Genomic DNA, 26323 nt, shown 5'->3' on the forward strand with positions numbered 1-26323 from the left:
TAGAATAATTTAAAGGGAGAAGAGTGATGATTGATATTTTTAAAATTTTTTCGGCCTTAGCTTTGGGCTACTTTTTAGGCAGCCTTAATACAGCGGTGATTGTAGGGAAAATATACGGAAAGGACATAAGAAACCATGGAAGCAAAAGCGCCGGGCTTACCAATACCCTGAGGGTACTTGGTAAATCTGCTGCAGTATTTGTTCTTGCTGGAGATATATTAAAAGGAATAATTGCCTGTTTTATAGGATTGTTCCTTAGCGTTTACTTTTATTCAGGAGAGGCTAAAGATTGCGTAAGCCTTTTAGCGGCAGGCGCAGGAGTGATTATAGGGCATAACTGGCCGATATATTTTGGTTTTAAAGGGGGCAAAGGAGCACTTACGGGAGTAGCTGTGATGTTTATGATCAACTGGGTTATGGCCATTTTATGCATTTGTTTTTTTGTGATGATAGTAGTTTTTACCCGTTATGTTTCTTTAGGCACAATATGCGCTACAATGCTTTTTGCAGCCATCTCATTTGTTCCAGTTTTCGGGAATACCATATATTTTTATATATTTGCTTTCCTAATGACGTTTATAGTTATTTTCAAGCATAGAGAAAATATAAAAAGGTTACTTTCAGGAACAGAAAATAAACTTATTTTTTCGCGGCGTTGAGCATGTCGTCAAAATGGAAAAATTTAAAGTTAGTTAACCGTTTAAAACAAGAGACCACATTACAACTTCCAATAACGGAAATTATGTGAACACGAAAGTCCCCCAGTTAAACAATCTGGAGGACTTTTAATAGTCTTCTAAATAAATTAAATCCCGATAATTGTACATTATGTCAACTAAAGGTATATTAAGATGTAATTTTTTTGAAAACTATACACGGCTATTCTGTAATATTAAAGATAAGTAATAATATATAGGTTTTTTTAAACTAACATCCTATCTATAATGTTGCACATTTTATTTATAAAATGAGGAGGAGAGACTAGATTGAGAGAGTGTTGTTTTAAAATAAGTTTATCATTAGAAGAAGCTAAAAAACGTTATTGTGATTGGATGAATAAAGATATCGAATTTCGATTAGATGGATATGGGAATTTTATCGATGAATCAGTGTATTTTTCTGAACATGAAGATGGATGGACATATTTTGTAGACCTTGAAGGTGAAGCATTCTTTGGTCTATCAAATGTATCTTGGATAGCACTTGCAAAAGAGAATTCTGTTACATACGCTTACTATGATGAAAATTTTAATGCAGAACTTATAATTATAGAAAAAGGTTCATTAATAAGAGAATTTTCACTTTATGAAGATGAACCAGATAACAATATAGATTTCGAAGAATTTGAATATGAAAAAGGTTCAACAATAAAAGAATGGAATGATGTAGTAACTTTTCTTGAAAAAGAATTAATCATTTAATTAATAATGTGTTTAAATATAGCTTTTTTATTAAAATTTATTATTCAAGTAACAAGAAGGTTAATTTAATAATAAGCCAAAAGGATCTTCTAATTGAAGATCCTTTTTTACTGCCTAAAATGTGACTTATGTAAAAATCTAGCATAAATCTAGCTTTTTCTTTTTTTGTTTATAGGTATTTTAAACTCTTTATTTATCATGTTTTGAATGTATACTTTTGTCGGTGATTTTGGAGAAAATGAGTAAAGTGCGATAAACTCAATAAAATCAAAGAAATGAAAGTAAACTAATATTTAAAAGTTTACTTTCATTATTACAGGATGTTCATTAACATTTCAAAAAAAATTAAAATATATGTACGACTAAAGTATAAATAAAACCATTAGGCTTACTAAAACTATGTAATAGAGACTTTTTAAATTTACATACACTCTAGATAATTAAGATGAAGCATCCAAAACGGGTGCTTTTTTCTTTGTTATATGAAATTTATATAATAGACGTGATATTGAACAAAGTGGACAATTGAAAATATAATACCTCATAGCCAAAATGTTTTAAACAAATGTTTATTTAATTTTTCCACAAATGATTTCTTCATCATGTAAGTAAAAAAAGAGATAAGAACACTTTTTTAGTGCATTATCTCTTTTCGAATATGCATTTCATATCCCATGTAAATTTACCACATATTTCAATGGGACTTACAAATTGCTCTTCAATAATAATTATATCTTGTTTTTGTAAAAAATATACAATTCTAAACCTCTTCAAAAATACATGGCCAGAATGTCAGTGCTTTACATATTTTTAAGAATTATAGTCGGTTACAACATTAAATTCATATTATTATAAGTTATTAAATATGAATATAAATATAGTACATTAAGTAATAAGCGCTAACAATAAAAAAGGTCCTCTTTCAATAGGACCTTTTACTATTTTTAGTCACTCGTAAGGATGTTTTTTACTACCACAACGTGTGCGGAGATTAGCAAACATCTCCTCTCCGAACGATTACTGTGCGTGGCTCAATAAGACAACACATCTCATTTTTAAGATGAATTTGTTCTCCTGAATTTATTGCACCAAATTTATTAAATGTTATATAAATTAAAAGTGCATCTTTGTCTTTTTGAGAATTTGGATCTTGAGAATTTACAATTGTATGTTTAGTACCAATCTTCCCTGTCTGCTCCCATATTATTCCCGAACCAGGTGGAGATTGTTTATGCCATCCTGTAAGAAGGTAAGAGATAATCTCAGAAGAATTATTCTTAATCACTAATTCTGTATTATGCTTTCTAGAATAATTTCCAAACTCAGATACTTTTGCGCCACTAAACATTGAATATATACAAATTGCTTGTTCCCATTGACCATCAATCTTAGATTTAAAAGTTGCTGTATGTTCTGATGGGGTATCAACTACAAAAGTATTACCAATATCTAAATTACCAAGTGGTACCGAGTCTTCTGGCCCAAATCCTTCTCGGTAATCAATATCTTTTAACATTCATTCACACCTTCCATCTTTTAAAAAATATTCTATTGTGATAAGATTTGATCAATTTTAAAACTAATCTTATTTTTAAGAAACGGTGAATTTTCAAATATACCATATCCGTTAAGTGTGATTTCAATAGTATCATTATCTATATATTTAGCTTTCAATTTTCCAGTTTGCTCCCATGCTATTATATACCGTAATTCCTTGTAGAAGTTTCGTACGCTCTGTATATGTAATGCCTTTTTTCTTTTCACGAATAGCTCGATCACGTAGGCGTTTTTGTTTTTGCTCCTCCGTACATTTATAAACCACAATGCGAGTAGGTAATTTGTCTTTGCTCCCTACATATACATCATGTAATTCATACACTTGGCCAGGTTGTAATTGGTTCATGATTTCTTCCAAATGAATTTGTATATATACCGGCCTCAGTTGAGTGGGTTTCTTTAATTTACCAAGTTTCACACAATGTACAAAAAATAACCATTATCACTATGATAATATGAGAAATATAAGCATACTATATAAATCCATTTTGATTTTAGGGCACATAACCCGCTGCTATGAAGAACAAAAAGTGAACTACACTTATTTTCTCTCTTTGTTTTCACTTGGCATGGGGCAGGAAGAGGGGCTGACCGCTCTCTCCCACCTAAAAAGAATGGTTTTATGTCCTTTTTTCAATTTGTATTTATATAATTTAGATTGTAACGGAGATGAGAAAATATGACGACATGGTTTATAGTTATGTTAGTTCTTTTCGGTGCCTTTAAAATAATCGTAGCGAGTATTCCAACCTCTGTTGTGGAGTCGTTTATTAGTAAATTTGAATTGCATCCACAATTAAATGAGGGAGACGTTACGGTAGCTATTGCTGGAAAATATTTAGAAGGCGAAGAAAAAACGGAAATTATTGATCAGTTTAATGAAGCAATCTTTTTAGAGAAATATTATTTTCCGCCGCAGAGTAACGGAACTCCAGTTGTGATTCATACGAAAAGAGGAAAAAATGATATTCGTTTTTCCGTGTATAGTTATGACGATCATGTTGATGTAATAAAACAATATAAGAAAAAAGTAGTGGGGTATAGTTTGCGTTCTAAAGATCTTCAAAATCGTTCTATGCTGGTAGCGGTAGAGAGTGTCTAAAAGGGATTCCTAATCATATTGGGAATCCTTTTTTTATGAGAACATGGAGAGACGATAGTACACGATATGCGCAACCCGCTTTCGAAACCAGTATTAAAAAAAGGTCTTGAACAACCGTATCTTTTCATACTGTAATGTATAGAGGGAGATGTTAAAAAGGAGGAAACGCTGTGGAGACTGGCACGAAAAATAGATTGTTTGTAATATTATCGTCCCACCGTTCCGGATCTAGTGCGACAGCGGGGATGTTGCATACGTTAGGAATACACATGGGGGATCGTGTATTCAAACCTTCACCTACGAATCCAAAAGGCTATTTTGAAAATATTGAGTTCGTAAGATTAAATGATAAAATCCTCCGTTCACTCGGTGCTGCGTGGGATAATCCACCTGTAAGGGGAAATGTGGAGTGTTCTAATGAGATTTTCAATAATATATCTTCTTTTTTAAATAAGGAAATGAAACCTGCATGGGGATTGAAAGACCCTAGAATGATTTTAACCTTTGATCTATGGAAGCCGCATTTAGATCGAATAAAAGATGTTACGTATATCTTTACGTGGCGTCCTCTTGAAGAATCAGTACGTTCACTAGCTTCCAGGGACAAAAGAGAAGAACAACAAGCAAGAGATATTTTGAAGCGTTATTATGAAAATCTTATACATTATCGAAAGCAACTGGAACAAGAAAACAAAGATGTGTTTGATGTAAATTTTCATAAATTGTTAGAGAGCCCAGAACGGATTGTCCGACAAATTAATTGTAGGATGGGTAACGATGATGCGTACAACCTTGATAAAGTAAAAGGCTTTTTGGACAAAAAATTAAAACACTTTTAAATGAGACGTGGACAATATATTGCTTTGTGTTCCAAACATATGGATATAGGGAAGAATGTTTATAGAAGGCTGCAAGGAAAGGGAAATGTACCAAAATTATAGAAAAACATGGTGATTTAACGAGGTGGGTTCGTATAAAGTGGTGAATGAAATTTTACCCTGCATTAACGGGCAGTAAGATTCCCACCTCAAGATTCAGAGAAATGCAAGGAAGATAGGTGGGAGTCGGGCTGCTCGTAAATGCCCGATTGGTTCAACTAATAATCAGTGGGGATGAAGCCCCCCACTGATTAAAGTTTCACTTTATCAGCGATTTTTCAAATATATCGACCATTTCTCACAATATATCAACGCAAATTGAAATATATCAGCGATTCGACAAAGGATATCGACCAACCAACAAAAAACGACAAAAAACAGGAGCCCCCTAGCTCCTGTTTCCTAACAAACTGAAAGGGATGGAAAATGTCTTTTCTGCAGCCTCATTTTAGTGTGATCCGTTGATCTAGTTTTTCTTTCTGATGAAGGTGATGAGCGAAATGCATATAGACAAGTTGAAACCACTCTGCGGCATTCAAATATCCAAAGCCTGGGTGCTCCACTTTGCGATCGCTTGGAATCGATGAGAGTTTTGGTTCAAGTTCTTTCATTTTCTCAACGAGCTGTAATAGTGCTTGCGTAATCGTTTCTTTATTTGTGGGATTCTCCGGTGTGTACCCCGGACGATTCGGTATTTTTATTTGGATAGGAGGAAAGGCTCCTGCTTTATATACTTTTTCTCCCATTTCTGTTTTATGGCCATCTATAGCTTTAGAATCAGTTGTACACCTTTCAATCGCGTGTAATTGCATGTTTGAAGCTGCGAGTAAATGGTTATACATTTGTCCGAGAGACCATTCATCTTCAGAAGGTTTCTCGCTAAGTTGCGTGAGGGAATAGCTTTCTAATTCGTTCATGTAATACATTGCTAAACTTTCAAATTCCTCTAAAATAACATTTGAATTCATAGTATTAGCTCCTTTTCGTATATAAGATTTAGTTCTTAAGGATGATTATAAATAGGTGATGTTGACACCATTATGTCAGCAGTAAACGAAAAAAATTAAAGCTGTAGCATTTTTTTTGCCTCTCCTCGAATTTTCTCAGAAAGAATATTCGGTTCTAACACCTTTACTTGACTCCCCCAGCTTAGTACCCATGGAAATACCTCATCTACACTTCTTGTTTTTAAGAAAACGTGAAACCCATTTTCTTTCTGTTCGTATGTATCGATATAAAAATAACGAGACTCTATTACTTTATGAGCGATAGCGGAAGGAAATAATAAATGAATCGTGGTAGTTCTGTTATTCTTTGGCTCGTAGTCTGGTAAATAGAATTCTTCTGGCTTTTGAAAGAATGTTTGCTCCTTTTGTAAATCACTCATACGATCTAAACGGAAATGGCGTATTTGTTGCCGGAGAAGGCAATGAGCAACAATATACCAAATCCCTGAAATATTGACTAAACCATAAGCATGGACAGTACGTTTTGTTTTATTGCTTTGATTTGGTTTACGATATGAAAAAGAAACACATTGCCCTGCTTGAATTGCTTCTTGCAGTAGAAAAAGCTGTTTTTCTAGTTGTTCTTGTTCCGGCTTTTGATGAGGAAAAGTACCAGAGAGGAAGCGGAATGTTCCTCGTAATTCTTTCATTTTCTTCTGTTGTTCAGGAGGAAGGATGACGTCTAGTTTTTCTTTAGCAGATTTTGCATGTTGAGAAAAAGTAGAATCAAAATTTTTCTCAACATAATCGCTTCCTAATAGAAGAGTTACAGCTTCTTCTGGCTTCAATTGAATAGGTGGCAAGAAGTAACCATCCATTAAAGAATAGCCTTGCCCTGGCATTGAAAAGATTGGAACGCCTGACTCACTAAGAGCTTGCATATCACGGTATACCGTTCTTTTACATATTTCAAACTTTTCAGCTAAACTTTTAGCTGTAACAATTTGTGTTCTTTGTAATTCTATAAGAATAGCAAGCAAACGATCAGTTCGATTCATTCTGCATCATCCTTATTCATGTAATAATGGAGTGTTCGGAAACGACAAGTGTTTTTCCTGCATATACAGACTTTTTCCTATGTATAATATTAATATAGTAAAATCCTAACAACCGATATTGCAGTTTCCAATAATATACTATATAATCTAACTAAGAAAACGTTTTCACAAAAAGGGGGAGAATTTCGTGTCAACGATCGAGGACGTGGCGAAATTAGCGGGGTTATCAAGAACAACGGTTTCTCGGGTGATTAACAACCATCCGTATGTGTCAGATGAGAAGAAAAAGAGAGTTCAATTGGCGATGAAGCATTTAGGTTTTGTTCCGAATTCTGCAGCAAGAAGACTTCGGAAACAAAAAGCAGAAACAATTGCGGTGCTTGTTCCAAGGATTACAAATCCTTTTTTCAGTCGATTTATTGAAGCAATTGAAATCGCTGCTTCTGAACATAAATATAAGCTAATTATATGCCAAACAAGATACTTACCAGAAAAAGAGATGGAGTACTTACAACTATTATCAACGAAACAAGTTGATGGGATTATTTTATGTTCACTTGAGAATCCATGGGAGAATGTAGAGCCATACTTACAACACGGTCCAATTGTGTTATGTAATGAATATATAGAAGAAGCAAATATTCCAACTGTGAAATTTGATCATGCGCAAGGTGCTTATATCGCTGCGAAGCATGTATTAGAACAAGGTTATCGTAACCTTATTTTTTGTCGCGGGACTGAAACGAAAGTAGTGAGCCAACAGCGAAAGATGGGCTTTTTACGTGCCATTACTGAACAAAGTAAACAAGTAGAAGCGATCGATTTTATTGAAAACGCTTTCTCTTGGAGTGATGGAAAAAGAATATTTCATGATGTATTAAAAGACAAAAAAAATCCTACCGCTATTTTGGCAGGAGGTGATGAAGCTGCAGCTGGAATTATCGCAGAAGCGAAGCGCCATGGCTGGAGCATTCCTGATGATTTAGCTGTAGTTGGCTTTGATAACCAGATTTTATCACAGATTTCAGAGCCGGGTATTACGACAATTGAACAGCCAATTGATGAAATGGCTCGTAAAGTTGTTGATTTAATGATGGATAAAATCCATACGAAAAATTATCGAAAAAAAGAATTGTATGAGTTTGAACTGGAGCTCTTGGTGAAAGGTTCAACGATGAAAAATACGATGTTATTAGCCTAGTAGACGATGTCTGCTAGGTTTTTCTTATGTTTAGAAACTACTATTCTTCGTGAACGCAATCGTCACATTTATTATGATATGCCTCGTGTTGCTCATCAATTTCCTTCCCGCAATGTGCACACGTTTTTGTTGGCAAATTTCTGAAAAATTCCATTGGTTGATCGATCATGTAAATCCCTCCATTTCCATTTCTTACTAACATTGTATTAGTACAAATCAATAATGTCAACAACTGTTTTATAACAAAGTGAAAAAGAATGAAAAAGTTTAGGAAATGGATTATAGTTAACACTGTGTAGTGAAAGTGAAAATCTTTCTTATTAAAAGGAAGAAGGCTACATTGTGAATGGTTTAGAAAGGATGGATACATATGAAAATGACTGTTGTTGGCTTTTGGGGCGGCTTTCCAGAAGCGGGAGAAGCAACGTCGGGGTATTTGTTTGAACACGATGGTTTTCGTTTACTTGTTGACTGTGGCAGTGGTGTACTAGCACAGCTTCAAAAATATATAACACCATCTCATATAGATGCAGTTCTGTTGTCACATTATCATCATGATCATGTTGCAGACATTGGGGTATTGCAATATGCAAGATTAATTACAAGCATGACAAAGGGACAATTACCACAATTGCCGATTTATGGGCATGGCTTTGATGTGCAAGGATTCGCTTCCTTAACACATGAACCACATACGAAAGGAATTGTGTACAATCCGGAAGAAACGCTGCAGATTGGACCGTTTTCGATTTCATTTTTAAAAACTGTACACCCAGTTACGTGCTATGCAATGCGTATTACCGCGGGAGATCACGTAGTTGTATATAGTGCGGATTCGAGTTACATTCCTGAATTTATTCCGTTTACAAAAGAGGCAGATTTATTTATTTGTGAGTGTAATATGTATGCACATCAAGAAGCTGCCAAAGCAGGGCATATGAATAGTATAGAAGTGGCGGACATTGCGAAGCATGCAAATGTAAAAGAACTTCTATTAACGCACTTGCCGCATACAGGAAACCTATCTGATTTAGTAGAAGAAGCAAAACAAATTTTCAGCGGCCGTATTACGCTTGCACAAAGCGGTTACGTCTGGAATTCATGAGGTGATAACATGTTATTTATTGATAATAAAGGGATTACAGACCCGACAATTAACTTAGCAATTGAAGAATACTGTGTGAAAAATTTAGATATTAATAAAACGTACTTATTGTTTTATATTAATGAACCGTCTATTATCATTGGGAAAAACCAAAATACAGTTGAAGAAATTAATGCAGATTATGTGAAAGAAAAAGGTATTCACGTTGTGCGCCGTTTATCGGGCGGGGGTGCTGTATATCACGATTTAGGAAACTTAAACTTCAGCTTTATTACGAAAGATGATGGCGATAGTTTTCATAACTTTAAAAAGTTCACAGAACCTGTTACGAAAGCACTTGGAAAATTAGGTGTAAATGCGGAACTGAGCGGCCGTAATGATATTTTAGCCGAAGGCCGAAAAATTTCAGGTAATGCGCAGTTTTCAACGAAAGGCCGTATGTTTAGTCATGGTACATTACTATTTGATTCTGAAATTGATCATGTTGTATCGGCACTGAAAGTGAAAATGGATAAAATCCAATCGAAAGGAATTAAATCAATTCGTAGCCGCGTCGCAAACATTACGGAATTCCTGAATGAAAAAATGACGACGGAAGACTTTAAAAAGCTTCTTCTTGAGACAATTTTTGAAGGAGAAACAGAAATTCCAACATATGAATTAACAGAAGAGGATTGGAAAGAAATCTACAAAATCTCTGAAGAACGTTACCGTAATTGGGATTGGAACTACGGGAAGTCTCCTAAGTTCAACTTACAACACTCACACCGTTTTCCAGTTGGACAAGTTGATGTTCGCCTAGAAGTAACAAAGGGAACCGTTACGGAATGTAAAGTATACGGTGATTTCTTCGGCGCTCTAGATGTTCATGATATTGAAGAGCGTTTAACAGGCGTACAGTTTGATAAAGAAGCGTTTGCGAAAGCGTTAGAAGATGTAGAGATAACACGCTATTTTGGTAATATAACGAAAGAAGATTTCCTAGCGTTGTTCTTTTAATTGGTAAAAACAGTCATATGATACGTATGACTGTTTCTTATTTTATTACAAAAAAGCGCATAAAAACAATACGTATAGCTTCAAGAAGCAAAATGAATGAATGCTCATTTATATGCAATTATTCAAATGCTACTTGCCACTTGAATTTTCTTTTAATATAATGTATTTAGAATGTTTAAATTTTCTAAATTTTATAAAGGTGGGGTTTATGTGAATCTCGTTAAATCTTTGGCTGAAACAGCAAAAAAGAAAGGAGAGAAACCGGCTTATATATTTATGGATCAGTCGGTCTCGTATGACCAATTAAACAAAATGGTCACGAGGTTTTCTGGTAATTTAGCAAAAATGGGCATTGGAAAAGGGGACAATGTCGCATTAATTGTTGGAAATTCACCACATTTTTTAGTTGGCTTATATGGGACGATGAAGGCTGGCGCAACTGTCATTCCGATTAATCCAATTTATACAGCAGACGAAATGCATTATATTTTACAAAATGGAGATGTAAAAACAATCATCACACTTGACGTTCTTCTACCTGTTATACAATCTCTTACACCAAGACTTCCTTCTCTTGAACATATCATCATATGTGAAACCTCATCAGATTTCAATCATGCAGAAACAGAAAAAATGAAAACGTTTACGAGTCTAACCGGAACCGGTGACCTGTTTTATGAAGGCCCTGAGCTAGATGAAGAAGATGTAGCTGTCATTTTATACACTTCAGGCACAACGGGAAAACCGAAAGGTGCGATGCTTACACATAAAAATTTATATAGTAATGCGAACGACGTAGCCGCATATTTACAATATACAGAGAATGACCGCGTGGTTGCGGCACTTCCAATGTTTCATGTGTTTTGCTTAACAGTTGCTGTGAATGCACCGATTGTGAACGGCGCAACGATTTTAATGTTACCAAAGTTTAGTCCAAAAGAAGTATTTCGTATTTGTCGTACATATGAACCGACGATCTTTGCTGGCGTACCAACGATGTATAATTATTTATTCTTATATGAAGAAGCGAGCGCAGAAGATGTTAAGACGCTTCGTCTTTGTATTTCGGGCGGAGCTTCTATGCCTGTTGCCCTTTTGAAAAATTTTGAAAATCGTTTTGGTGTCATCGTTTCAGAAGGATACGGTTTATCAGAAGCTTCGCCAGTTACGTGTTTTAATCCGTTAGATCGTCCGCGTAAACCAGGATCAATTGGGACGAACATTTGGCATGTCGAAAACAAAATTGTCAACGAACTTGGCGAAGAAGTACCCGTAGGTGAAGTCGGCGAATTAATTGTTCGCGGTCCCAATGTAATGAAAGGATATTATAATGCACCGGAAGACACAGCGGCAACGCTCCGTGATGGATGGTTATATACAGGTGACTTAGCGAAGATGGATGAGGAAGGTTATTTTTATATTGTGGATCGTAAAAAAGATATTGTCCTTGTCGGTGGTTATAACGTATACCCTCGTGAAGTAGAAGAAGTATTATACGAACATGAGGCAGTTGCAGAAGTTATTGCGATTGGCGTTCCAGATGAAAACTTAGGAGAAGCTGTACGTGCGTACGTTGTGTTAAAAAATCGTGCGGTAACAGAAGAAGAGTTAACACAGTACTGTTCTTTACACCTTGCAAAATATAAAGTGCCAAAGAGCATCGAGTTTTTAGAGGAATTGCCGAAGAATACGACAGGGAAATTGTTGCGAAGAGCTTTGAGAGAGAAGGCAATGCAAGTGTAGGAAATATGAGAAAAAAGTTCATCTTGTTTAAAATAAAGAGGAAACGTATCTTATGATGAACTACACCCCGAATCGTGGGCACTTAAAAAAGTCCATCATTCGGGGTTTTTCTGTATTTTTACATTCAATCCTCGTTATACTTGGAAACAATGATAAAAGTGAGGTACAGGAAATGAGTAAAATTATTTTTAATGAAATACAAATGGAACTTGAAGAAACACAGAGATTTTTCACCTCTGTGTTTTTTTAGCTTTCTTTGATGGATGGTTCAATACAGAAAACCTTGTGATATTCCATTAAATAAATTATAATTTCGCTTTTATCCGTTTCATTTTTTCTTTAGAAACATTTTATATTGTAAGGACTACTTGTCCTAATTTGAAAATGAAAGGAAGAATGAATATGGGTCATAATCACAGTCATATTTTATCAACAGGCGTATTACGCAGACACTCTAGTACTCTATTTCTTACTTTTGACGCTATGAATGTTGATCCAGATGATTTTCGTACAGTAAGTGTTCAAATGTTCGATTGGTCATCAGGTTCACCTATTGTTATACCGCTGGTAGATCCTTCGTCGCAAACACTAGCTCCTAATCAATCTAGATCATTTAGATCAGCAGCTCTGCCTGCTGGACTTTTCACCTATGAAGTAAGAATATCTCATCCTTCGGACAACGATGTTGTTACAAATGTTTTTGGACTCAGCGCGATAGAATTTGATCCGCAAGAAGGAAATAACGCTTTACAACATGATTTAGCGAGATTGAAATTGAAATAAATCATGCTAGCAAAACAGAGGGATTAAAACTCCACAAGGAAGGATTAAGAAAACCTAGATTTATAAGTTTGATTGATCCTTCTTTCATAATTAAGACTGTTATCTTATTAGGTGGTTAAATGAGAGTTTAACAATAAGAGTGGTACCGTGAAAGCATAAGTCTTCGTCTCTTTTATAGAGGAGAGGGCTTCTATTATTTTGCGTGGATACGGCTATGAAAATAATCGCCTAGTTGGTGTGACGGATGCACTTGGGAAGGAAACCATTTAACGAAAACAGAATATGATGCAGATGGAAACTTTATCACCGCAACATACGATGAAGAGAACCGAAAAAATACGTTCGCGTATGATACGTATGGAAATAAAACAAGCGAAACAGATGAAAAAGACAACAAAAAGTCTTACACGTATAATGAAGATGATCAATTAACAAAAACAACACTCGCAAACGGTACATCTGTCTCTTACAGCTATGATGACAATGGCGATACGACAGAAAAATTCGTAACAGCTAGTGGGAAAACACAAAAGAATCTTTTCGAGTACGATGTAGATAATAAGCTGACGTTATTACCATGACGGTGACAGCATCAACCCGTTATACGAAACAGATGGAGATGTCCTTCGTCAATATGTCTACTCTGTAGACGGCATCCGTCTTGCGATGAAGTCCCAAGGAGAAACGGTATACTACCACTACAACCCACGCGGTGATGTCATTGCGATGACAGACCAAGGTGGACAAGTTGTCGCAAGTTATGAATATGACGACGCATGGGGTAATGTCTTAAAGAGTGACGCGAAAGGTATCGCAGCAGAGAATCCATTTGGATATGCGGGATATATGTATGATAAAGAGATTGGGATGTACTACCTGATTGCACGTTACTACAATCCAGATCACGGTGTATTCATCTCAGTAGACCCTGATCTCGGTTATGCATGTAGGTTCGGTTGGCTGGGTGCAGTCTTAGGAGCTTATAGGCGGTGTGGGAGGCGTTTCTTACAGAGCACTTAAAGTAGCAAGAAAGGCATATAATGGTACTGGCGGAAATTAACTAACAAAAGGTCGAGCTGCTCATAAAGTATGAAATGGGTTTTACTGTCCGCGAATAGCGAGATAAAATGAATACGAGTATTTTTTACATATGAATCTATGAAAAAATTATTTATCTATTTTTATAAAAAACTCTTTTTTGACCCCCATAAAATCTCTATTTCCTTCGAATATATATATTGAAGAAAGCAAAGTTATTGTCTGAACAAGTCATGGAAGATTTAGAAAAAGTAGATAAGCCTTCTGATGAAGAAGAAAAAGAAGCAGCCGTTATTGCAAAAGAAAATAAGAAAGCAAATCAAAATGCAGAAGTAACTCCAGCAAAACTAGCACATAAACTGGTTGTCTCTCAGGAGAAGCATGAGCAATCAAATCAAGAGGATCACACAGAAAAGTATAATCAGACAATTGTAAAAAAGTCAGTAACGCAAGGCATGAAGAACAGCGAGAAGACAGGTGCAAAGAAAAGTAGTAAGAAAATGTGATTAAATGGTCACTTCTTTAGTGACCATTTTGCTATTTGAAGCAAAAGGAGGGAGGAGGATTACTAGTGTTGAGTTTAGTGATGAAGATCATAAAAAAAACGAAAATAGAAGATATTGTATTTAACATACAAAACAACGGGGGAGATAAGGAAGCTTTTATCGCACAGTATCAGCCTTTTATTCGGAAATCAATCTCGTCTGTCTGCAGCCGGTATATTACGGAACAGGATGATGAATATAGCATTGGATTATTTGCGTTTAATCAAGCAATTGAACAGTATTCATATAAAAAAGGAAAATCTTTTCTAGCGTTTGCTGAGCTTCTTATAAAAAGAGATGTAATTGACTATATACGCAAGGAGTCTAAGCATAATCTCGTCTTTTTAAAAGAAGACCAGCAAGAGGAAATGGTAGAAATGCAAGTATCGCTTACGGAGTATATGAAAGAGATGGAAAACAGTAACCGTAAGGAGGAAATTCTTCATTTTCAAATTGTACTAGCTGAGTTTAAAATCACATTTTCAGAGCTTGCTAAGGAATCTCCAAAGCATCGTGATACACGTGAGCACTTAATAGAAATTGTAAAGATTATTATAAAAGAAGAGGAAATGATGGAAGAGCTGTTCCGAAAGAAAAAGTTACCGCTTAAATATATTGAACCGCGTGTCAGGGTAAGTCGTAAAACGTTGGAGCGGCATAGAAAGTACATCATTGCAATGTGTATTATCTATGCAAACAACTATACATATATTCTTGATTATATAAGAGGGGGGGAAGCATGATGAATAAAGGGATTGTGATGGAGATAAAAAAACATAGCGTAGTTGTTTTAACTTCAGATGGAGAGTTTATTACGTTTAAAAGAAAATCGCACTCTTATATGATTGGAGAGGAAATCTCATTTAATGAACAAGAACAAAGAGTACCGCGTTTTTCAATCCCGTATCTCTTAAAGCCTGTATCATTACTTGTTGCTTGTTTTCTATGTGTGTTTCTGTTTTTCTACAACCAATCGGAAGAAAAAGCATCCGCTTATGTCTCAATTGATATTAATCCAAGTTTAGAGGCGAGTGTAACAAAGGATTTTCGTGTTATAGAGTTGCGAGCCTGTAATGATGATGGAAAGCGCATTTTAAAAGAAATGAAAAGATGGAAAAATGAACCTTTGCAAGACGTAATACGTACCATTGTAAAGCAAAGTCAAGAGGATGGATACTTAACGAATGAAAAGCAAGTTATGTTAACAGCTGTTACAAAGGAAAAATCGCTAGAATCACAGTTGGAAAAGGTTATGCAAGGATTAAAGAAAGAGTATGAGACAAAACATGTTACAGTCGTATATCAATGCAGTACGATGCAAGTGAGAGAGAATGCCAAGAAAGCAGGTGTCGGCACAGGTGTCTATATAAAGCAAGAGAATGAGAAGAAGAAATCGCTTACTCCTCCTGTACAGCCGTCTAATCAGGAGGTACATTCGCAACTAGAATCATCATCGGATGCATCATCGAACTTGCCTCTTGTAAAAGAAGAAAAGTATGAAGAGCAAATAGAACAAAAGCAATCAAAAGGAGATAAAGAGTCTCAGCAAGAAAACAACGGTAGAGGGAATAAACAAGAAAATAAAGAGTCTCAGCAAGAAAACAACGGTAGAGGGAATAAACAAGAAAATAAAGAGTCTCAGGAAGAAAACAACAGTAGAGGGAATAAACAAGAAAATAAAGAGTCTCAGCAAGAAAACAACGGTAGAGGGAATAAACAAGAAAATAAAGAGTTTCAGCAAGAAAACAACGGTAGAGGGAATAAACAAGAAAATAAAGAGTCTCAGCAAGAAAACAACGGTAGAGGGTATAAACAAGAAAATAAAGAGTCTCAGCAAGAAAACAACAGTAGAGGGAATAAACAAGAAAATAAAGAGTCTCAGCAAGAAAACAACGGTAGAGGTCATAAACAAGAAAATAAAGGAAATATAAACGAGAACAACGGGCATAAAAAAGGAGAAAACAACGTTCCTACCGCGCAACATCAGGAGAAAGAAAAGAAAAACCCATAGAATATTGAAGAAAAGGGCAATTTCACCAGAGGGTGAAATCTGCCCAAAATGAGGTTGAAGTCATTCATAAGTTATTTAGATTAGTCGTTTAATCTTAAAGTTAACAGGAAATTACTGTTCTATATTCCTATTAAGCTATTTCCGCATCAAAACCCTAGAAGAAGGTCTATCTATTAAAATAGTTTGCATTTGTACTTAGAAAATAAGAAGAAAAGGAGCATATAAAAATATAATGGAGAAAAAAATTCAACAAGAGAAAGATAACTCAAAACCTGTTTTTTATGACCCAAAAGGAAGAAGAAAAATAGCTTTCAGTTGGTTTCTATGTATCTTAATAGTTAGCGTAAGTATTGTATTTTATTTTTTCTTTCGAAGTATTTTTTCAACACCAGAAATTCCAAATATGAATCCTTTTGTAAAGCAAGATACTAAACTTGTACCTATTAATCAAAAACTCAGCGACCAGCAGTTAAAGAAGGACGAATTTAAACCTAATATCGAAATGAAAAATAATGAAAATTCAGGGAGTACAGCAAGCAATGGCGAACAACCTAAAGAAGTGTATGGTTTTTATGTAAACTGGGATGAAAATAGTACTGCTTCTTTAAAAGAAAATATCGATTCATTAACCATGTTAGTACCAGAATGGTATCACTTAAAAGCAGATTTAACAATTAGTAGTGAGATTAAGCCTGACATTGTAAAGTTAGCAAAAAAGAATGATGTGAAAATTATGCCTTTACTTACTAACTTTACTCAAAAAGCTTCTGGGCCTGATAGTGAACTTATTCATAAGTTACTGAATGCTCCAGACCATGTAAAGACTAAGTTTATTAATGATTTAGTAAAGCGAATTGAAGAGAATCAATTTGCGGGTATTAATATTGACTTTGAATCAATACCTGAAGGTGATAGAGATAAATTAACAAATTTTATGAAAGAACTTACTACAGTCTTTCATAAACATCATTTGCTTGTTACGCAAGATGTACCTGCTAATGATAAGGCATTTGATTATGGTGCATTAGCCAAACTCATAGATCGCATGATTGTAATGATGTACGATGAGCACTATGGGGCAGGGACACCAGGACCAATTGCTTCAAATAAATGGTTTGAACATACGCTCAATAAACTAGACATTCCTTCTGATAAACTTATAGTTGCTTTTGGTAATTATGGATATGATTGGGAAGTGAAGGGCGGGAAACCTGCGAAGTCTTTAACTTTCTCAGAAGTTATGACAATGGCTCATGATTCAAATATAAAAATTCAATGGGATAAGAGCAGTGGAAACCCTTATTTTCGATATAAAAAAGGAGTGAAAGAACATACTGCTTGGTTCTTAGATGGTGTTACTCTTTATAATCAAGTGAAAATTGCAATGAACAACAATGCAAAGGGATTTGCATTATGGAGACTAGGAGCAGAAGATCCTACTGTATGGAAAGCTTTAAAAAATCCTATTGAGGTCCAAAAAAATCCTGATGCATTACATAAGATCACTAGTTTAGATGAAGTGAATTATTCTGGACAAGGTGAAATTTTACAGATTGAGAATGAAAGAAAAAATGGATTGAGAGATTTTAAAGTAGGAAAAGATGGTTATCTTACAGAGGAAGTGTATCAATCACTACCATCTGCATATCAAGTGCAGCGCTACGGAAAACCAAAAGGAAAACAAGTTGTACTAACATTTGATGATGGACCAGATCCTAAATACACACCGGAAATTCTAGATATATTAAAAGAGCAGAAAATAAAAGCTGCCTTTTTTATACTTGGTGAAAACGCTCAACTCAATCCTAGTATTGTTAAAAGAATATACGATGAAGGGCATGAAATTGGCAATCATACATTCAAGCATCCTAACGTAGCTGATACGTCTTTACTACGAACAAAAGTAGAGTTGAATACAACTCAGCGCCTAATTCAGGAAATAACGGGACATTCTACGGTTTTATTTAGGCCACCATATGAAGCAGATGTTGAACTAGAGTCATCAAATGAAATATTACCTATTTTGCGTGCGCAAAAGATGAACTATACAATGGTGGCAGAAAAAGTTGATCCTGAGGACTGGGCGACGCCATCAACAAATGAATTGGTAAAGCGTGCTGTGACTCCTATTTATAAGGGAGAGGGTAATATTATTCTTCTTCATGATGCAGGAGGGAATCGTGCCCACACGGTAGAGGCGCTGCCAATTATTATTAAAGATCTTAAAAAGCATGGATATAGTTTTGTAACAATTTCAGATTTAATGAATAAAGAACGGGATGAAGTTATGCCTTCTGTTTCTTCTGGGGATAAGCAATATTTACTTTACAATAAAGCTGTTTTTTCTGGAGTGGGATATTTTAAGCATCTCTTAACAACCATTTTTTATATTGCTATTGGATTAGGGATTTTCCGATTTCTATTTTTAATTTATTTTGCATTCAAGCAAAAAAGAAAAACAAAGGCTCGTTTGTTCACTAATTCGTCTTATCAACCTTTCGTGAGTGTTGTGATAGCAGCATATAATGAAGAGAAGGTTATAACCAAGACGATTCGCTCAATTTTGGATAGTGATTATAGTGAGTTTGAAGTTATTGTTGTTGATGACGGATCGAAAGATGGTACGTCAAAAGTAATTCAAGAAGCATTCCATAAACACCCTAAAGTTCATTTAATTCAGAAGGAAAACGGTGGGAAATCATCCGCAATGAATTTAGGATTTCAAAAATCACGGGGAGAAATCATTGTCACTTTAGATGCGGATACTATTATTGCGCAAGATGCTATTTCTCTAATGATCAGACACTTTGAAGATCATAATGTAGCAGCGGTTTCAGGCAATGTCAAAGTGGGAAATAGACGAAATTTGTTAACCACTTGGCAACATGTTGAATACATTACAGGATTTAATTTAGAACGCAGAGCTTTTGATGAGTTGCATTGCATTACAGTAGTTCCTGGAGCCATTGGAGCATGGCGTAAAAAGAATGTACTTGAATCTGGATATTTAAGTGAAGATACACTTGCAGAAGATACGGATCTTACTATAACATTTTTACGTCAAGGGCATAGAATTGTATATGAAGAAAAAGCCTATGCGTATACGGAGTCACCTGAAGATGTGAAAAGTCTCATTAAACAGCGATATCGTTGGACGTATGGCACACTCCAATGTCTTTGGAAGCATCGAAAGGCGTTACTTAATCCAAAGCATAAAACATTAGGGTATGTTGCATTACCTAATATGTGGGTGTTCCAGTATGTCCTGCAATTTATCGCTCCTTTAGCGGATATATTAATGATTATGGGGCTATTTGGTAGCAACCCTCTAAAAGTTTTAGGGTTTTACTTTGTGTTCTTTGTAATAGATCTTCTTGCTTCTCTTTTTGCATTTAAATTAGAGAAGGAGAATCCTAAACCATTAGTTTGGCTAATTTTACAACGCTTTATTTATCGTCAATTTATGACTTATGTTGTAATTAAATCTGTATTTTCATCTATTCGTGGGGTAGCGGTAGGATGGAATAAACTAAAGAGAAAGGGGAGTGTTAAGCATTCCTCTGAATATAATGAGGCATCATAAGAGAGCGGACAATCTGCTCTCTTTGTTTTTCCAATCCATAGACAACACCCATAATATCAAAGACTGTTTTTTCTCATATTGATGAGATTTCTGCCTATTTTTTTGTAGTAGGTGGACAAGGGGGAAGATCTTTGTCATTTCTTGGGTGTTTTGCTGTTAATTTATTAACAATGACGCGTGCAAACAATTGTTGTTTATAATCAATATAAGCATTTTGTAGTTCAAATGCTTCTCCAGGGCCTCCTTTTTTATTTCTCAATGTAAATGAGTAAATATCAATTACAAAAAAAGTAGATGGAACCGTATGATATGTATGTAGTCCGTTTTTATTAAGGGGAATATGAGATATAAACTATTAATGCATTACAGTGGATAGAATTATACGGAAAAAACTGATAGTAAACAAAAAATCGATGGTGGGTTCTTAATGTCTAGGGAACTTCAACTACTTGTTGTAATAGGGTATCGCCTAACTTGAATCCAGAAAAGGGGAGTCCAATATGAAAATTGAGTTGTTAGAGAAAAAACATATACAAGAGGCAACGGAGTTGATTGCAACAGCCTTTGTACAGAATGAGCCATTAGTAAGTTATATACAAGTTCCCTTATCTCCCTATAAGAAAATATGTGAAGAAATGGTGGAACAAGCTATTCAGCAAAAGATGTCATGGGTAGCTAGGAAGGACGATGAAATGGTGGCTGTCATTTTATGTCGAAAAGCAGAGAGCCCGTTAATTGATAAACAAGCGGCAATTCAAATATGTCCACCAGTCGCACCCATTTTGCAACTATTAGCAGAGTTAGAAGAAAAATCTGCAGAATTTTTACGATTACCTAAGGAAAACTTGATTTATTTTGATATGGGAGCCTGTCATCCAAAATGGATGGGAAAAGGAATCATGAGCGCTATCAATATGCTCATTTCTCATGCTTTAACATTAATGGTGGAGAATCAATCAAATATTATCACAGCATGTACCAATAAAATCTCTAATAAACTATGGACAAGACAATATCAGGCGATTCAACTGAATGAGATTGTATATGATTCATTTTGTTATCAAGATAAGTATCCATTTGCTGGCATCACCTCTTCAACAGCAGCCCAATTATTATATATGCCGGCTACTCATATTATTGAGGGACTGGCAAAACAAAAAAGACGTTCGCATACTCATGTATAAACATGTATAGCTTAATGGTTTGTCTATTTAAGCGACAACAGTGCAACCAATTAACCTTGTAAAAATTTAGGGTATAAGATATTAGGAATTTTTGGTCATTGGATTCATAGGAAGGTTTTTCTGTGAATCTTTCAATAATAAAAAGTTTTATAACTCCAGCCATTATAATAATATCTTACGGATCGTCTATTTCATATCTTATTTTTATTGTATATAAACAAAGGTGGAACATGCAAACGGGCTCTTATGGTGTTTTTTACAATACCAAAGTGGTTCTGACGCATATTTGGTGAAACTTTATAGAATATTCTTATCTTGTGATTGTAAAGAAGGAGCAGATTTTTTTGATAGCTCCTTCTCTTTGTAATGTTTCGTACATTGATACTTCTCCTCTAAAATAAGTGGAAAAACTTTCAAATTACTATTCTACTGTAGATTGAAAATGATACAGTAGAATAGTAATATTATTGATTCCATTTAAAAAATACATTGAGGTGCAATAGATGCTACATAATATGCCAGATATTTGTACAAAGAAAATTCTTATCGTAGATGATGAAAAAGAGATTTTACATTTGCTGGAAACTGTTTTGAAGAAAGAGGGATTTCAACATATTTATACATGTGCAACAGGAGAAGAAGGAATCCGTATGTGTAAGCTAGTGCAGCCAGATCTTGTTATATTAGACATTATGCTTCCGGATTTAGATGGATATAATGTTTGTCAGCAAATTCGTCAATTTACATTCGTTCCTATATTTTTCCTATCCGCAAAAAATGAAGATTTAGATAAAATACTTGGATTAAGTATAGGCGGTGATGATTATATTACAAAGCCGTTTAGTCCAAAAGAAGTAGCTTATAAGATAAAAGCATTTTTTCGACGGAATCAGTATCAAGAAAAGGTTCAAAGTATATATCAATTTGGAAATATTACAATAGATGAAATGCAGGGGACGGTGTATAAAGATCACACATTACTAAGTTTAACAGCAAAAGAATTTCATATATTACTGTTTTTAACAAAACATCCAAATCAAATTTTTAGTAAGGCTCGATTATATGAAGCTGTCTGGGGAGAAACATATTTAGGAAATGACAATATTTTGATGGTTCATATGAGACACTTACGAGAAAAGATAGAGGATAATCCTTCTACTCCTCGTTATCTTGTAACAGTTAGGGGACTCGGATATAAACTTCATACAAAAGGTGATACGAGATGAAGTGGAAGGTAACAAGATTATATATTGTTTCATTAATTGGTTTAATTATGTTTATCTTAATTGTTCAATTTTTTGCGGTTAGTTATTTGGCATTTACTTATAACAGTAAGGGGATTGATAATCCAGAAAGCGCAGCATTAGCTTTTCAAAAAGAAATTAAGGTAAAAAATGATACTGTCTCTATAACAAATGAAGGACAAATTTTTTTACAAGAACATGGAGCATGGTTACAAATATTAAATCATAATAGTGATGAAATATTTGAACTATATAAGCCTAAGGACACACCCACTCATTATAGTCCTAGTGATTTGATTTTGCATTATAAGCACGGTATTGGTACTTATACAATGTTTGTGAGCAAGTTAGATACAAATACACAAGCAGAAAGTTATATTATAGCTTTCCCATCCAATCAAGCATTGCGTAAATCTGTTTATTTGAATTTTAGTAATCTATCTAGTATTTATCCGTATGGGATTTTCCTATTACTTGGAGCAGCGGCAATTTGTATTTTGTTATTTGCTTACATTGTAGCTAGATATATGTCTAAACCTGTTGTTAAGATGAGTGAGCATATTAATACATTAAAACAAGGACAATATGGACAAGTACCACAAGAAAAAGGAATTTTTGCAGAAGTATATGCAAATTTAAATCAGTTATCGAATCGGTTAAAAGGTATTCAGCTCCAAAGAAAAAAGCTAGATACGATGAGGGCAGAATGGATTGTAAACATATCGCATGATTTAAAAACACCACTGTCCTCTATTAAAGGATATAGTGAAATGATAGGGAATCGGGAATATGAGATAACACAACAAGAAATATATCAATATGCAGAAGTGATTCAAAATAAATCAATTTATATTGAAAAATTGATTAATGATTTGAAACTTACATATCAATTAAAAAATGCATTGTTACCTATCCATAAAAATGAAATAGATATTGTGAATCTTACCAGGGAAACAATTATCGAATTTATGAATATGCCTCATTATGAGAATCGATTAATAGATTTTGAATGCTTGCATAATGAAATATTGATACAAGCAGATCAAGGACTAGTACAACGTGTATTAGTAAACTTATTAAATAATGCGCTCATTCATACTAATGTTGAAACATTGATACAAGTTCGAATCAAACAAACATCCAGATACGTTATCGTTACGATTGAGGACAATGGCTACGGGATAAATAAAGATGATCTACCACATATTTTTGATCGATATTTCCGCGGTACAAATACGGATCCAGAAAGTGGTTCAGGTTTAGGAATGGCTATTGCCAAAGAAATCATCGTAGCTCACGGCGGAGAGATTGTGGCCGAAAGTATCGAAAGAAGTGGTACAAAAATTACATTTCAGCTTCCGTTCGAAAATTAAGCTAAACTTAAGGTCAGCTCAATTCAAGATTAAGCAAGAACTTGCATAATAAATAGTAGCTTAATTAAGAAGAAGAGGTGCGAGTAATTGGGAGCATATATTGTTGAAACAGAGAATTTAACAAAGACATACGGAGCAGTAAATAGCGTGAGTCAATTACAAATGAAAGTTGGCAAAGGTGAAATATATGGATTTTTAGGACCAAATGGAGCTGGGAAAACAACGACCATCAGAATGCTGCTCGGATTAATCAAACCGACTGAAGGTACTATTAAAGTGTTCAATCAAGATTTAAAAACAAATCGAATACATATTTTAAGAGAGGTTGGCTCTCTTGTTGAATCGCCATCTTATTACGGGCATTTAACGGGTTTTGAAAACTTAGAAGTCATTCGACATATGCTACAAGTACCAAAAAAGAATATTGATGAGGTATTACGTATCGTTCGATTAGAGAAGCAAAAAGATAAACTGGTGAGACAGTACTCTCTTGGAATGAAGCAACGTCTCGGAATTGCCATGGCACTACTTGGAGATCCAAAGCTGTTAATTTTAGATGAGCCTACAAACGGACTCGATCCTGGTGGGATTCAAGAGATTCGTGAACTTATTAAGCAGTTGCCAAAGCAATATGATATGACAGTGCTTATTTCTAGTCACTTGTTAAATGAAATGGATCAAATTGCAACGCAAGTAGGGATTATTAATAGTGGAAAGCTTATTTTTCAAGATAAGATTGAAGTTTTGCGTAAAAAGAGCCAGGCATCCGTGAAAATTCGTGTGAATGATGTAGCAAAAGCATATCAAATTTTAAAGCAGCATCAAGGACAGATTAGAATGGAAGGTGATTGTCTCGTTACGAATCAACAAGACGATCAGTTTATTTCGCACATTAATCATTTATTAGTACAGCAACATGTATCAGTATATCGAATTGAAGAAGAGAAGCATACGCTAGAAGAAATATTTCTCAGCTTGACGGAAAAAGGCGGTGTTTTGTAATGGTCACTGCCTTAAGAAGTGAATTATTGAAATTGAAAAGAAAGAAGCTGTTTTTAACAGTATTTGTGATCCAAAGTTTAGCTTTATTTTGGTTATTTGCGATTGTGTCACAAGATAAAAAAGAATTTCTAAATTGGGAAGCACTTCTTTCAAGGATAAGTATGATCAATGCATTATTTTTACCTATCCTGATTGCGACGATTACATCACGAATCATTGATTTTGAAAATAAGGGGAACACATGGAAGCTATTGTGTGCAATTCCGGTATCTAGACATCTAATATACATATCCAAAATTATCTGTAGTTTCTTTTTTCTTGTATATGCGGGTGTAATTTCGCTTTCTGTAATGATCGTAATAGGAAAAGTCTTTCACTTTGAAAGTGGCATCCCAGTAATATTATTACTGAAATATGGTTGTTTTACGATTATAGGATGTATACCAATGGTCATCTTGCAACTTTGGATATCTTTGGCGGTGAAAAACCAAATCTTTGCTTTAGCGACAGGTGTAATCGGCTCATTTCTTGGGTATTTCGGGCTGATGTTTTCTTGGAACAGATGGATAATTTGGACATATTCAACTTTGACAACTCCAATTTCTTTGGCGTTTTCTAATGGGAAAACCGTGTATTTTTCAAACCCAGAAGTTATGAGGAATTTGTTGTTAAGTTTAAGTGTTGGTTTATTATTTATCGTTTTTAGTACGATTCACTTTGCGCGCAAAGATATTCATTAGGAGGATGCAAATATGCTAGTAAGTTCATTTCGATGTGAATTATTAAAATTAAAACGGTCAAAAGTATGGCTTGTCATGACAGTCATTCCACTTATTTGTATTATATTGGGACTGATAAATTTTCAAGTGAACCACGATGTTTTAATGAAAGTCTCAACAAATGAATGGAAGAAAGCGTGGACACAAGTTGGATTAATCTATGGAGTATTTTTATTTCCTGTCGTAGTAAGTATGTATTGTGCATTTGTATGCCGCTTTGAACATAGTGAGGGGAATTGGAAAAAAATCGTCTCGTTACCAATTCCATTTCGATATGTGTACATAGCAAAGTTATTAATAATCTTTCTGTTAACTTTATTGACGCAAATATTCTTTTTACTGGCTTATATTGTAATTGGTAAGCTACTAGGTATTACAAGTTCAATCCCTTGGGTTTCATTATTAAATTGGACATGTAATGGATGGATTGGTACATTTTCCATTGCTGCACTACAATTATTTCTTTCATCTTCTATAAAAAGCTTTGCTGTTCCGGTAGGGATGAGTTTTGGTTTTACATGTATAGGAATGATATTTCAGTACTTCAATATCGGGTATATATGGCCATTTGCGCAACCAGGATTAGCAATGGATCCGATGCATTTAGAAGGGCTGCACACTTTCTTTCAATTGAGTAGCTTCTATGTATTAAGTTGTTTATTTGTGATTATATTTACTTTTATTGGTGTTCGAAGATTTACAATAAAAGACATTATATAGTAGTATAGCGGATCATCTATAAATGATGGTTCGTTTTATTTTTGTATAGC

Annotated in this window: 22 protein-coding genes and 5 pseudogenes; 21 read left to right on the plus strand and 6 right to left on the minus strand. The window is 34.7% G+C overall.

What is annotated here, in order from left to right:
- The first annotated feature begins 26 nt into the window (after nt 1-26).
- Both plsY and ACX5JI_RS08525 read left to right on the plus strand, forming a co-directional pair.
- Nucleotides 27-659, plus strand: coding sequence for a glycerol-3-phosphate 1-O-acyltransferase PlsY (gene plsY, locus ACX5JI_RS08520; RefSeq protein WP_427368865.1), 633 nt, complete (start codon nt 27-29; stop codon nt 657-659).
- Between the two features lie 327 nt (nt 660-986).
- A complete protein-coding gene (locus tag ACX5JI_RS08525; RefSeq protein ID WP_459500652.1) occupies nt 987-1421 on the plus strand; it encodes a hypothetical protein in 435 nt (144 codons plus the stop codon).
- Nucleotides 1422-2412: 991 nt separating this feature from the next.
- Here ACX5JI_RS08525 and ACX5JI_RS08530 read toward each other — a convergent pair.
- Together ACX5JI_RS08530 and ACX5JI_RS08535 are read right to left on the minus strand one after the other, a co-directional pair.
- Nucleotides 2413-2937: a hypothetical protein gene (locus ACX5JI_RS08530; protein WP_459500653.1), complete on the minus strand. Its 525-nt coding sequence runs from the start codon at nt 2935-2937 to the stop codon at nt 2413-2415.
- Nucleotides 2938-3120: 183 nt separating this feature from the next.
- Nucleotides 3121-3375 (minus strand): annotated as a pseudogene (locus tag ACX5JI_RS08535) (IS4 family transposase); the annotation flags it as partial.
- 282 nt (nt 3376-3657) lie between these two features.
- Here ACX5JI_RS08535 and ACX5JI_RS08540 point away from each other — a divergent pair.
- Both ACX5JI_RS08540 and ACX5JI_RS08545 read left to right on the plus strand, forming a co-directional pair.
- On the plus strand, nt 3658-4080 hold the full coding sequence (locus ACX5JI_RS08540) for a YfmQ family protein (RefSeq protein ID WP_459500654.1): 423 nt from the start codon (nt 3658-3660) through the stop codon (nt 4078-4080).
- Nucleotides 4081-4250: 170 nt separating this feature from the next.
- Nucleotides 4251-4919 carry a sulfotransferase family protein gene (locus ACX5JI_RS08545; RefSeq protein WP_459500655.1) on the plus strand — a complete coding sequence of 223 codons (669 nt, stop codon included), beginning with the start codon at nt 4251-4253 and terminating at the stop codon, nt 4917-4919.
- Nucleotides 4920-5401: 482 nt separating this feature from the next.
- Here the strand turns inward: ACX5JI_RS08545 and ACX5JI_RS08550 are convergent, their stop codons facing one another.
- Nucleotides 5402-5926, minus strand: coding sequence for a DinB family protein (locus ACX5JI_RS08550; RefSeq protein ID WP_459500656.1), 525 nt, complete (start codon nt 5924-5926; stop codon nt 5402-5404).
- A gap of 95 nt (nt 5927-6021) precedes the next feature.
- Complete coding sequence (locus ACX5JI_RS08555) at nt 6022-6963, minus strand: helix-turn-helix transcriptional regulator (RefSeq protein WP_459500657.1); 942 nt, start codon at nt 6961-6963, stop codon at nt 6022-6024.
- A 187-nt stretch (nt 6964-7150) separates the two neighbouring features.
- Between ACX5JI_RS08555 and ACX5JI_RS08560 the strand changes: the two genes are divergently transcribed.
- Nucleotides 7151-8164 carry a LacI family DNA-binding transcriptional regulator gene (locus ACX5JI_RS08560; protein WP_459500658.1) on the plus strand — a complete coding sequence of 338 codons (1014 nt, stop codon included), beginning with the start codon at nt 7151-7153 and terminating at the stop codon, nt 8162-8164.
- 40 nt (nt 8165-8204) lie between these two features.
- Here the strand turns inward: ACX5JI_RS08560 and yhfH are convergent, their stop codons facing one another.
- Nucleotides 8205-8333 (minus strand): protein YhfH, encoded by a 129-nt coding sequence (gene yhfH, locus ACX5JI_RS08565; RefSeq protein ID WP_000567010.1) that lies wholly within the window; start codon nt 8331-8333, stop codon nt 8205-8207.
- A 201-nt stretch (nt 8334-8534) separates the two neighbouring features.
- Here yhfH and ACX5JI_RS08570 point away from each other — a divergent pair, with 201 nt between their 5' ends.
- The 10 genes and pseudogenes from ACX5JI_RS08570 (at nt 8535) to ACX5JI_RS08615 (ending at nt 19971) form a co-directional block, all read left to right on the plus strand.
- Nucleotides 8535-9269 carry an MBL fold metallo-hydrolase gene (locus ACX5JI_RS08570; RefSeq protein ID WP_459500659.1) on the plus strand — a complete coding sequence of 245 codons (735 nt, stop codon included), beginning with the start codon at nt 8535-8537 and terminating at the stop codon, nt 9267-9269.
- Between the two features lie 9 nt (nt 9270-9278).
- Nucleotides 9279-10268 (plus strand): lipoate--protein ligase, encoded by a 990-nt coding sequence (gene lplA / locus ACX5JI_RS08575; protein WP_459500660.1) that lies wholly within the window; start codon nt 9279-9281, stop codon nt 10266-10268.
- A 210-nt stretch (nt 10269-10478) separates the two neighbouring features.
- The gene (locus ACX5JI_RS08580) at nt 10479-12011 is read left to right on the plus strand and encodes a fatty acid--CoA ligase family protein (protein WP_459500661.1); all 1533 of its coding nucleotides are present in this window, start codon (nt 10479-10481) and stop codon (nt 12009-12011) included.
- Between the two features lie 396 nt (nt 12012-12407).
- Nucleotides 12408-12794: a hypothetical protein gene (locus tag ACX5JI_RS08585; protein ID WP_459501058.1), complete on the plus strand. Its 387-nt coding sequence runs from the start codon at nt 12408-12410 to the stop codon at nt 12792-12794.
- 254 nt (nt 12795-13048) lie between these two features.
- Nucleotides 13049-13733 (plus strand): annotated as a pseudogene (locus ACX5JI_RS08590) (RHS repeat domain-containing protein); the annotation flags it as partial.
- Between the two features lie 317 nt (nt 13734-14050).
- Nucleotides 14051-14338, plus strand: a complete 288-nt coding sequence (locus ACX5JI_RS08595; RefSeq protein ID WP_459500662.1) for a hypothetical protein — start codon at nt 14051-14053, stop codon at nt 14336-14338.
- Between the two features lie 65 nt (nt 14339-14403).
- A pseudogene (sigI, locus tag ACX5JI_RS08600) lies at nt 14404-15127 on the plus strand (RNA polymerase sigma factor SigI).
- Nucleotides 15120-16388 (plus strand): anti-sigma factor domain-containing protein, encoded by a 1269-nt coding sequence (locus ACX5JI_RS08605; RefSeq protein WP_459500663.1) that lies wholly within the window; start codon nt 15120-15122, stop codon nt 16386-16388. Before sigI ends, ACX5JI_RS08605 begins: the two are co-directional and overlap by 8 nt.
- A gap of 8 nt (nt 16389-16396) precedes the next feature.
- Nucleotides 16397-16480, plus strand: a pseudogene (locus tag ACX5JI_RS08610) (IS6 family transposase); the annotation flags it as partial.
- A 140-nt stretch (nt 16481-16620) separates the two neighbouring features.
- Nucleotides 16621-19971: a trifunctional glycoside hydrolase family 18/polysaccharide deacetylase/glycosyltransferase family 2 protein gene (locus ACX5JI_RS08615; protein WP_459500664.1), complete on the plus strand. Its 3351-nt coding sequence runs from the start codon at nt 16621-16623 to the stop codon at nt 19969-19971.
- Here the strand turns inward: ACX5JI_RS08615 and ACX5JI_RS08620 are convergent.
- Nucleotides 19937-20127, minus strand: a pseudogene (locus ACX5JI_RS08620) (hypothetical protein); the annotation flags it as partial. The gene ACX5JI_RS08615 and the pseudogene ACX5JI_RS08620 sit on opposite strands and share 35 nt — an antisense overlap.
- A gap of 344 nt (nt 20128-20471) precedes the next feature.
- Between ACX5JI_RS08620 and ACX5JI_RS08625 the strand changes: the two are divergent.
- The 6 genes from ACX5JI_RS08625 to ACX5JI_RS08650 all read left to right on the plus strand — a co-directional run bounded on the left by ACX5JI_RS08625 (nt 20472) and on the right by ACX5JI_RS08650 (nt 26273).
- The gene (locus tag ACX5JI_RS08625) at nt 20472-21155 is read left to right on the plus strand and encodes a hypothetical protein (RefSeq protein WP_459500665.1); all 684 of its coding nucleotides are present in this window, start codon (nt 20472-20474) and stop codon (nt 21153-21155) included.
- A 503-nt stretch (nt 21156-21658) separates the two neighbouring features.
- Complete coding sequence (locus ACX5JI_RS08630; protein ID WP_459500666.1) at nt 21659-22381, plus strand: response regulator transcription factor; 723 nt, start codon at nt 21659-21661, stop codon at nt 22379-22381.
- A complete protein-coding gene (locus ACX5JI_RS08635) occupies nt 22378-23772 on the plus strand; it encodes an ATP-binding protein (protein WP_459500667.1) in 1395 nt (464 codons plus the stop codon). The genes ACX5JI_RS08630 and ACX5JI_RS08635 overlap by 4 nt, the downstream gene beginning before the upstream one ends.
- 87 nt (nt 23773-23859) lie before the next feature.
- Nucleotides 23860-24774: an ABC transporter ATP-binding protein gene (locus ACX5JI_RS08640; RefSeq protein WP_459500668.1), complete on the plus strand. Its 915-nt coding sequence runs from the start codon at nt 23860-23862 to the stop codon at nt 24772-24774.
- Nucleotides 24774-25514 (plus strand): ABC transporter permease, encoded by a 741-nt coding sequence (locus ACX5JI_RS08645; RefSeq protein ID WP_459500669.1) that lies wholly within the window; start codon nt 24774-24776, stop codon nt 25512-25514. The genes ACX5JI_RS08640 and ACX5JI_RS08645 overlap by 1 nt, the downstream gene beginning before the upstream one ends.
- 12 nt (nt 25515-25526) lie before the next feature.
- Nucleotides 25527-26273, plus strand: a complete 747-nt coding sequence (locus ACX5JI_RS08650) for an ABC transporter permease (protein WP_459500670.1) — start codon at nt 25527-25529, stop codon at nt 26271-26273.
- Nucleotides 26274-26323 lie beyond the last annotated feature (50 nt).

Source organism: Bacillus sp. C1, assembly GCF_054570475.1.